General features: G+C 31.2%; 7 protein-coding genes. 2 read left to right on the top strand and 5 right to left on the bottom strand.

The features are described 5' to 3' along the window. The first annotated feature begins 545 nt into the window (after positions 1 to 545). Positions 546 to 731, top strand: coding sequence for a hypothetical protein (locus M1D66_RS14935; protein WP_001987408.1), 186 nt, complete (start codon positions 546 to 548; stop codon positions 729 to 731). A gap of 366 nt (positions 732 to 1,097) precedes the next feature. On the opposite strand, the gene M1D66_RS14940 is transcribed toward M1D66_RS14935, so the two are convergent. Together M1D66_RS14940 and M1D66_RS14945 are read right to left on the bottom strand one after the other, a co-directional pair. Further along, entirely contained in the window at positions 1,098 to 1,604 is a 507-nt protein-coding gene (locus M1D66_RS14940) for a GNAT family N-acetyltransferase (RefSeq protein WP_000470150.1), read from the bottom strand. 305 nt (positions 1,605 to 1,909) lie between these two features. Further along, positions 1,910 to 2,557, bottom strand: coding sequence for a lysozyme family protein (locus tag M1D66_RS14945; protein WP_000655735.1), 648 nt, complete (start codon positions 2,555 to 2,557; stop codon positions 1,910 to 1,912). 496 nt (positions 2,558 to 3,053) lie between these two features. Here M1D66_RS14945 and M1D66_RS14950 point away from each other — a divergent pair, with 496 nt between their 5' ends. Continuing rightward, positions 3,054 to 3,644, top strand: a complete 591-nt coding sequence (locus M1D66_RS14950; protein ID WP_242554566.1) for an erythromycin esterase family protein — start codon at positions 3,054 to 3,056, stop codon at positions 3,642 to 3,644. Here the strand turns inward: M1D66_RS14950 and M1D66_RS14955 are convergent. The 3 genes from M1D66_RS14955 to M1D66_RS14965 all read right to left on the bottom strand — a co-directional run bounded on the left by M1D66_RS14955 (position 3,597) and on the right by M1D66_RS14965 (position 6,778). Continuing rightward, a complete protein-coding gene (locus tag M1D66_RS14955) occupies positions 3,597 to 3,869 on the bottom strand; it encodes a hypothetical protein (protein WP_002164541.1) in 273 nt (90 codons plus the stop codon). The genes M1D66_RS14950 and M1D66_RS14955 overlap by 48 nt on opposite strands. 1,495 nt (positions 3,870 to 5,364) lie before the next feature. Continuing rightward, entirely contained in the window at positions 5,365 to 6,087 is a 723-nt protein-coding gene (locus M1D66_RS14960; protein ID WP_001172944.1) for a thioesterase II family protein, read from the bottom strand. After that, positions 6,074 to 6,778, bottom strand: a complete 705-nt coding sequence (locus M1D66_RS14965) for a 4'-phosphopantetheinyl transferase family protein (RefSeq protein ID WP_425592555.1) — start codon at positions 6,776 to 6,778, stop codon at positions 6,074 to 6,076. The genes M1D66_RS14960 and M1D66_RS14965 overlap by 14 nt, the downstream gene beginning before the upstream one ends. Positions 6,779 to 7,001 lie beyond the last annotated feature (223 nt).

The following is a 7,001-nucleotide window of genomic DNA, read 5'->3' on the forward strand; positions in this document are numbered from 1 at the left end:
TATTTACGTATCAATATAAGGATTATATTATATAAAAAGGAATCAAGTCTATAAGTAAGATTTAAATCCTTTTCCAATTCAAAAAGATTTTGCCAAAATCTAATATAATTTATGCTTATCTTTTTAGTATGTATCTAGTAAAAACATATTTTTTATCCATAGAATTCTGTTTTCAATGATATGAATTAGTGTTCTAAACAAGGAATCCTACAAAGTGATCTGAAAAACCTGAGAGATATTGTATGTAGTTTGCTCATCTCCAGGTACTACAATAAAAGAGCCTTACCTCTCTAGGCAAGACTCTACTAGTTTAGTTGTATACTATTTACATGATAACTAAGAAACAGAAAACATATAACACCAAATAACAGCACCCTATTACTCCTCCTACAGCTAATACCTGTTTAACCCAACTCTTAAATTTTTGATTACTGTAAATCGCTTGCACTCTTTCCATATTTCCTCCTATTAAGGAGAACCCTTAAAGACTCTCACCTCGCTATAGTACCATTAAAAAATGAATAATAGAGATCTAATGTATAAATATGCAATATTGCATACGGAAATGTATTGTTATTATTGTAAGCGCTTACTATAATAAAGTTATAAAGATTTATTACATTTTAATACGAAAAAGAGGAGAGAATAATATGGAAATCGCAATGGCAGTTTTAAAATTTATAGGTGGAGCAATCCCATTAATTCAAGAACTTCTAAAAGCATTTATGTAAATTCACTATTTAGCAATTATTTATAAAAATTATCATACAAATGATCTGTATATCAAAAATGAATTGGCTTACAGATCATTTGCGTGATCAAGGTCCCTTTAACATGGCTAAGGGGCCTTTTTAAAATTTTTAAATAATTAAGGTTACGTCACATCACCCTCAAGTTAGCAAAATAAAATGAAACTTTAACTTGATGGTGATGGGGTAACAGTTGTGATTTAGAGATAAGATCAGATTATACAAAGTTTTGCACGTCAGCGATACCGGAAATAAACTTCGCCTTTAGTAGCAAGAATCCCCAATAAAGATAGTCAACTTGCCTATTTAGGAATAAGAGTGTCAATTTAAATAATGCATTCTGAAACACTACTCTTCTTCTAAAATAGCGTAATAATATTCATCCCACCATTCATTCCCATGTGGTATACACTTCCTGAAATAGCCTTCTCTTCTCATTCCAATCTTCTCCATTACTCGATATGATGGGGTATTTTGTGGCTGACATGTAGCTATAATCCTATGTAATTTCATTTCCTTAAAGCCATATTCCAATGTAGCTTGTGCTGCTTCAGAAGCATATCCTTTATTGAAATATTTAGGATTGAACACCCAACCAATCTCATATGTATGCTCACCAAAATATTTATGAAAAACTATATGACCAATCAGAATATCTTTATGAATTAATACTACAGGAAAGTTCTTAGCGTTTTCACCAATGTTTTCATTCACAAAGTTTCTTGTATTTTCTTCAGTAAAAACCCCTTCAGGTATGTATTTCATAACATTGATATCTGATGTATACTCATGAACAGCTTGCCAATCTTTGAACTCAAATTTCCGTATTAATAATCTTTCTGTTTTTATAAACATTTACTTTTCCCCCTCAAAAAATTGCAACTATATTTTAAATCCACATTTAACCCTTAAAACAAAAAGAACTTGTAGGACTCTCTACAAGTTCTTTTTGTTTTAAGGTGAATATACGAGCCAAACAAACTATCTTACAGATTGACTGTAGAAACTTTAGGGGTAATGCTTTGACAAATATATTATATAACAAATATTAACATCCACAGGATTTATTTTTGAAAATTATGTGAATTAAGAAAGGAAGTAGTTTTTTCTTAGCTATTATTATTATTAACTGACGGTATCATTATATTTTATTCTGCAACTTATTTAGAAGAGCTATGTACATTTCGAAGAAGTTCTTCAATAAGTTTTGTTTTTTCATTTACCTTTGTGGCATATGTGAAATCACCATAACAATATGGATACCTAAAATTATTTTTATTTCCACCACAAGTATACATCGCTGGATTTTGATCAACTTTCATCTTAGAAAACTTTTTGGCTGAATCCTCCGAGTGTTGTTTAACTTCTTGACTAGCAACAAAATCAATATAACCTGGCCCCATATTATAGCTTTGAATAATTGTATCCATGCTAACATCCTTGTCCGTTCCATATTTGTACATTTTAGCAAAGTGTTTTACCCCTTGTTCAATGCTCAAGCTTGTCTCTTGAATTTCATTTGGCTTTAATCCAAGTGATTCAGATGACTGCATAGGATCGTTTCCCTCACCTCTACTCTCTTGATACATAATTCCTAATAAAATTGGTGTTTTCTCTCCTAAATTATATTTTTCTAATTCTTTTTTTAAGGTAGACTCATATTGCAATACACGTTTTTCGGTGGCTTGCGCTTTATTTTGTTGAATATTGGTTTTATGATTAAAATATAGCATTCCAAGTATTATTACTAAGCCTAAAATACTAATAAGGAACACTTTTATAATTTGTTTTTTACTTGTATCCTTCATATATTCCTCCTCGTATAAAAAATTTAATTTTTCAAAGGTAATTGGTTATTTACAAACTATGTAATGAACATCTATCTCCCGCCCTTTTTAGACTCAAACATCAATACTTTAAGGTTTTAAGTTTAATATAAAAATTTAAAGATAAGGTAAAGATAAGATAAAGATAAAATAAAGGGTATTTTTTAGCGTACTTTAAAAGATATTGCTACAAAGGGATATATGGGACAACTTGTTGATATGAATGGATTTAGTGATAATTGAAAGGTTATTGTACAAGTTATTAATTATGGAGACATCATTCCAGAAGATTTAATCCATCTTTTCAATATGCTTTATATAAAAACCACAACATAACATATAATAAAAAACGGCGAACCCTCCACCTAGGAGAATCCACCATCACAAATAATTGATTATTTCACACCTAGTTTTTTTGCTTTCTTAGGGATCCCGTCTTCCAGCACTTCCTCTCAAGCTGTTACACCTGGAATATGATGTGATTGCATTTGAAACAGGGCTTTGGGAAGCAGCAGCTGTTCAGCAAAATTTTGATAACTCAACCGCTACAGAAGCGATGAAACAATCCTTATACTCTGTATGGAAAAATGAGGAACTTGAACAATTATTTACCTATATGAAAGAACAAAAAGAAAAAGGAAAGCCACTCACATTAGCTGGTTTTGATATGAATTTGTTTTATAAATCTTCATTCCGCTCTTATGCAAAAGAATGGTTGCAAAAAGTAAATCCTGAAGTAAAGAGTGAATTTGATACAGCAGTGTCAGAGTTGATTGAACTGGATAGGTATTACAATAAAAATAAAACATATCCCTATGATCGGTTTAAAATGGAGATACAGCCCGTAATTAACAAGTTTGAAAAGGTTAGAATGTTTATTCAGAATCATAAATCTGAATTGATTCAAGTTACACCACATCCTACGTATGATGTAAAAGTCAGAGGTGGCATCTCCTCACCTAACCTGACAGACTATTCTTTTTATATCCGAGATCAAAAAATGGCACAAAACTTCGCATGGCTAACTGAAATGCAGTATGGAAACAAACTGGCCCCCTTTAACAAGTAATAATTTGTTCTGCACCCATGTTGATAATTCTTCTGGTAATCGGAATGTAACGGAACCATGTTGCTCTTTTATAATGACATAGGGATTGCGGAATTCTTCTTGAATGCCGATTCCAATCACTTGATACAATTTCCTGCACTGACTCGGAAACAATATATTTGGAATGTCTAATGATTCAATTTCATGAAAAGAATGACGGAATCTCACATCCATTGCAAATACCATCACACCAACTCCCAGCTATACGTAAAACACAATTAGTATACCGATGAGATCTATGTTACGTGCAGAAATCCCCGTTTTCTCCCCAGACTTATCTACAAGAATAAAAAAGGGATGACAAGATATGTTCCCTTTTCACTATTTGTTTTCTACACTTTTAATTCCAATATTTCTAGATGCTGAATAGATCCGCCCCCTGGCAGGTAGACATCTTCCTCCTTCAGCAGGTATACGGAACTTTCCGTTTCTACTAGTGATGGAAGATTGCGCACGCCAAATAATAATACTTTTCCCCTATTGCCCAAATGACGTGGGGTATGCATGGAAATCGTAAGGTTGTTTATGCATGTAATTGTTCCTGTTCTTAAACATTTCCGGGTATCTATTTTTATTATGTTTTGCTTTTGTAGTATTTCTTATTTTTATTGTTTGATTGTTATGACTGGCATTTGCTCGTTTTCGGAAATTTCACTGTAACCAAAATAAAGTAGAAAAAACAATAAAATAATTGTCCAAATAAATATAAACAATTTATAACTATACTTCATATGAAAAACCTCATTTTCCCTATATAAGTGAATGTACATACACCCTATAAATCTAATTACATAAATTATCGGATGTTTTAGCAGTAGAGAATCATTAAGTATTAGGAATTGTTATTCATAAACATATCCAAGAATTCTTCAAAAAAATATCATCTAGGCATTTTAACATTTCATCAAAATGCACAGATGATATTTTGTACGTTTAGCTTGGTAATGCTTTTTATGTAATGAATTCTTATCTCTATTTCACCTTAATGTTTATATGTACAAGAGTCTGTGTAGCAATTAGACTGTACTTTAAATATGTACTCAATTGTGTGTGGGAAAGGAAGCACATTTTATTTAAAGTGGTTACTTTAAAGCCCTTAATTAGTTGGTAGTCTTCTTCATTCAGACAAAAAGGAAATTTAAAGTGTGCACGTACTTTCAACTCAGACTTTTTACTACACACACTCCTATACACATAACAATATTTATAGTTTTTTGTAACATTACGGAAATAACAAGAAATAATACCGAAACATTTATGATATATTGTAACAACTTAGCAACATTACTGTAACATAACGTGTATAATCGCACAATACTTTTTAACTGAAAATCAATAAATTTATGTAAGCACCCATAACGTATTACATATTGTTTGTGAAACCTTTTAATGAACAAGTATAAGTGGATAGCGGGAATTGAACCCACATCAGAGGTTCTGGAGGCCCCTGTTTTACCCTTAAATTATACCCCCTCGTGGTCGGAATGACAGGACTTGAACCCGCACATTCAACGGCTACTAGATCCACAATCTAGCAAGTCTAGCATTTCGCCACAAACTCCATAAAAATAGAAAAAGACCACCGAATGTACTCGATTGTCTTTTTGCCATGCATATCTGCACAAGAAGTGTATACTTCAAACCCTTTAATATTTTTAGCTATGAGCATACTTATAAAACTCTAAAAACTATTTGATAATCTTTTAGAATCTAACTTTCTTTTAATACTATTTGCTATTTCTTCAATATTTTCATTTAGAAAGAAATGATTACCTTCAAAAGAATGAAAAGTACACGTTTTACTTGTGTATCGTTCCCATTTTATTACTTGATCATATGTAGTAAATTCATCATTTTCCCCATTAAATATAAGAAAATCAATATCACATGGTTGTGTATTTTTGTCATGAATATACGTCTCAACGATTTTAAAATCTGCTCTTAGAATAGGGAGAAAGATCTCCATTAATTCTTCTGATTGCAGTACCCCAGATGGTGTACCTCCCATTGCAATAACTTCTCTTTTAAATTGTTCGTTAGAAAGATTATGTCGGATATTTTTTATTTTACTATTTGGATGATTTCTACCGGACAAAACAAGAAATTCAGGCGATACGTTTTTAGAATCTTTTATTTTTCTGGCTACTTCATAGGCGATCAAACTTCCCATGCTATGCCCGAATAGAATGTAGGGCGAATCATCTATCTGCATAACTATTTTATTGTAGACATCATTTACTGCCTCTTCCATACTTTGGTACAAGTTTTCTTCAATTCTATATCCTCTACCAGCTAACTCTACCGGGACTACCTCAATATATGGATTAAAGTGATTTTTCCATTTTGCGTAACTAAAAGCAGATCCCCCAGCATGTGGAAAGCAAAAAAGTTTAGTCTTCTGCATTGATTTTCTCCTTACTTTCAAATTTGTATATATTTTGGAAAATTGCATAAATGTCTTTAATTATTATCTCTTGCGGAAATTCATCCCTTGTTGCACAAGCAGATAACTTATAATTTGGATCAATGTTATATTGTTTAAAGTAAAAGTTTTTAGGTATATTCTTGTATGAAATTAAAGTTCGTGATTCTTTTTTTATAGAGAATGAATTTAATGGGGTATAAAGCCCTTTTCCAATCGTTTTTATATAGCTTTCTTTTAATGTCCATAAATCAAAAAAACAATTAATTTGTTCATCAGAATTCATATTAGATATATCATAAAATTCATCCGCTGAAAAAAATTCTTTTGCTAATTTAAGAGCCTCTATCTCTGAAATCTTTTCTATATCAATACCCACATTAAAATTAGCAGTAGTACAAACCACCCATTCTCCTGAATGTGACACATTAAAATGAAAGTCAGAAAAATTTTCAACAAAAGGTTTTCCATACTCATTATATTTAAATCTAATTTCTTCATTATTAATTTTATACTTTTGGCAGATTAGAGATCGGATTAGTAAATCCCCTATCAGGGTCCTATTAACGTCGCATGAGTTTAATAAACGCTTTATTCGTTCTTTCTTCTCATTTGAAACCAAGTTACTAAGTTGCTTAAACAAATGACTTTCAATATTCTTTGGTATTTTCACAGCTTGAATGTGTATGATAAATCACTTCCTTTTTTAAAAGATGGCTTCATATATGTGCGTTACATAAATTCAAATTAACTTTATTAAATTGCAAATACAATAGAAAAGGTGCATATTTACATATCAATGAAAATATGCACCTTTCCTCAGTAATATCATCAGGCATTCGCTTCTATTACAAAGATTTCTATGTCTCTACCAATTACTTTTTACATTATCCTCT

Source organism: Bacillus sp. PK6-16, from assembly GCF_056530295.1.

Bases quoted from the DNA above. Each gene is read 5' to 3' on its own strand.
- M1D66_RS14935 (WP_001987408.1), top strand. From the start codon at position 546: ATGCAATATTGCATACGGAAATGTATTGTTATTATTGTAAGCGCTTAC.
- M1D66_RS14960 (WP_001172944.1), bottom strand. From the start codon at position 6,087: ATGCAGAAGACTAAACTTTTTTGCTTTCCACATGCTGGGGGATCTGCT.
- M1D66_RS14940 (WP_000470150.1), bottom strand. From the start codon at position 1,604: ATGTTTATAAAAACAGAAAGATTATTAATACGGAAATTTGAGTTCAAA.
- M1D66_RS14955 (WP_002164541.1), bottom strand. From the start codon at position 3,869: ATGGTATTTGCAATGGATGTGAGATTCCGTCATTCTTTTCATGAAATT.
- M1D66_RS14945 (WP_000655735.1), bottom strand. From the start codon at position 2,557: ATGAAGGATACAAGTAAAAAACAAATTATAAAAGTGTTCCTTATTAGT.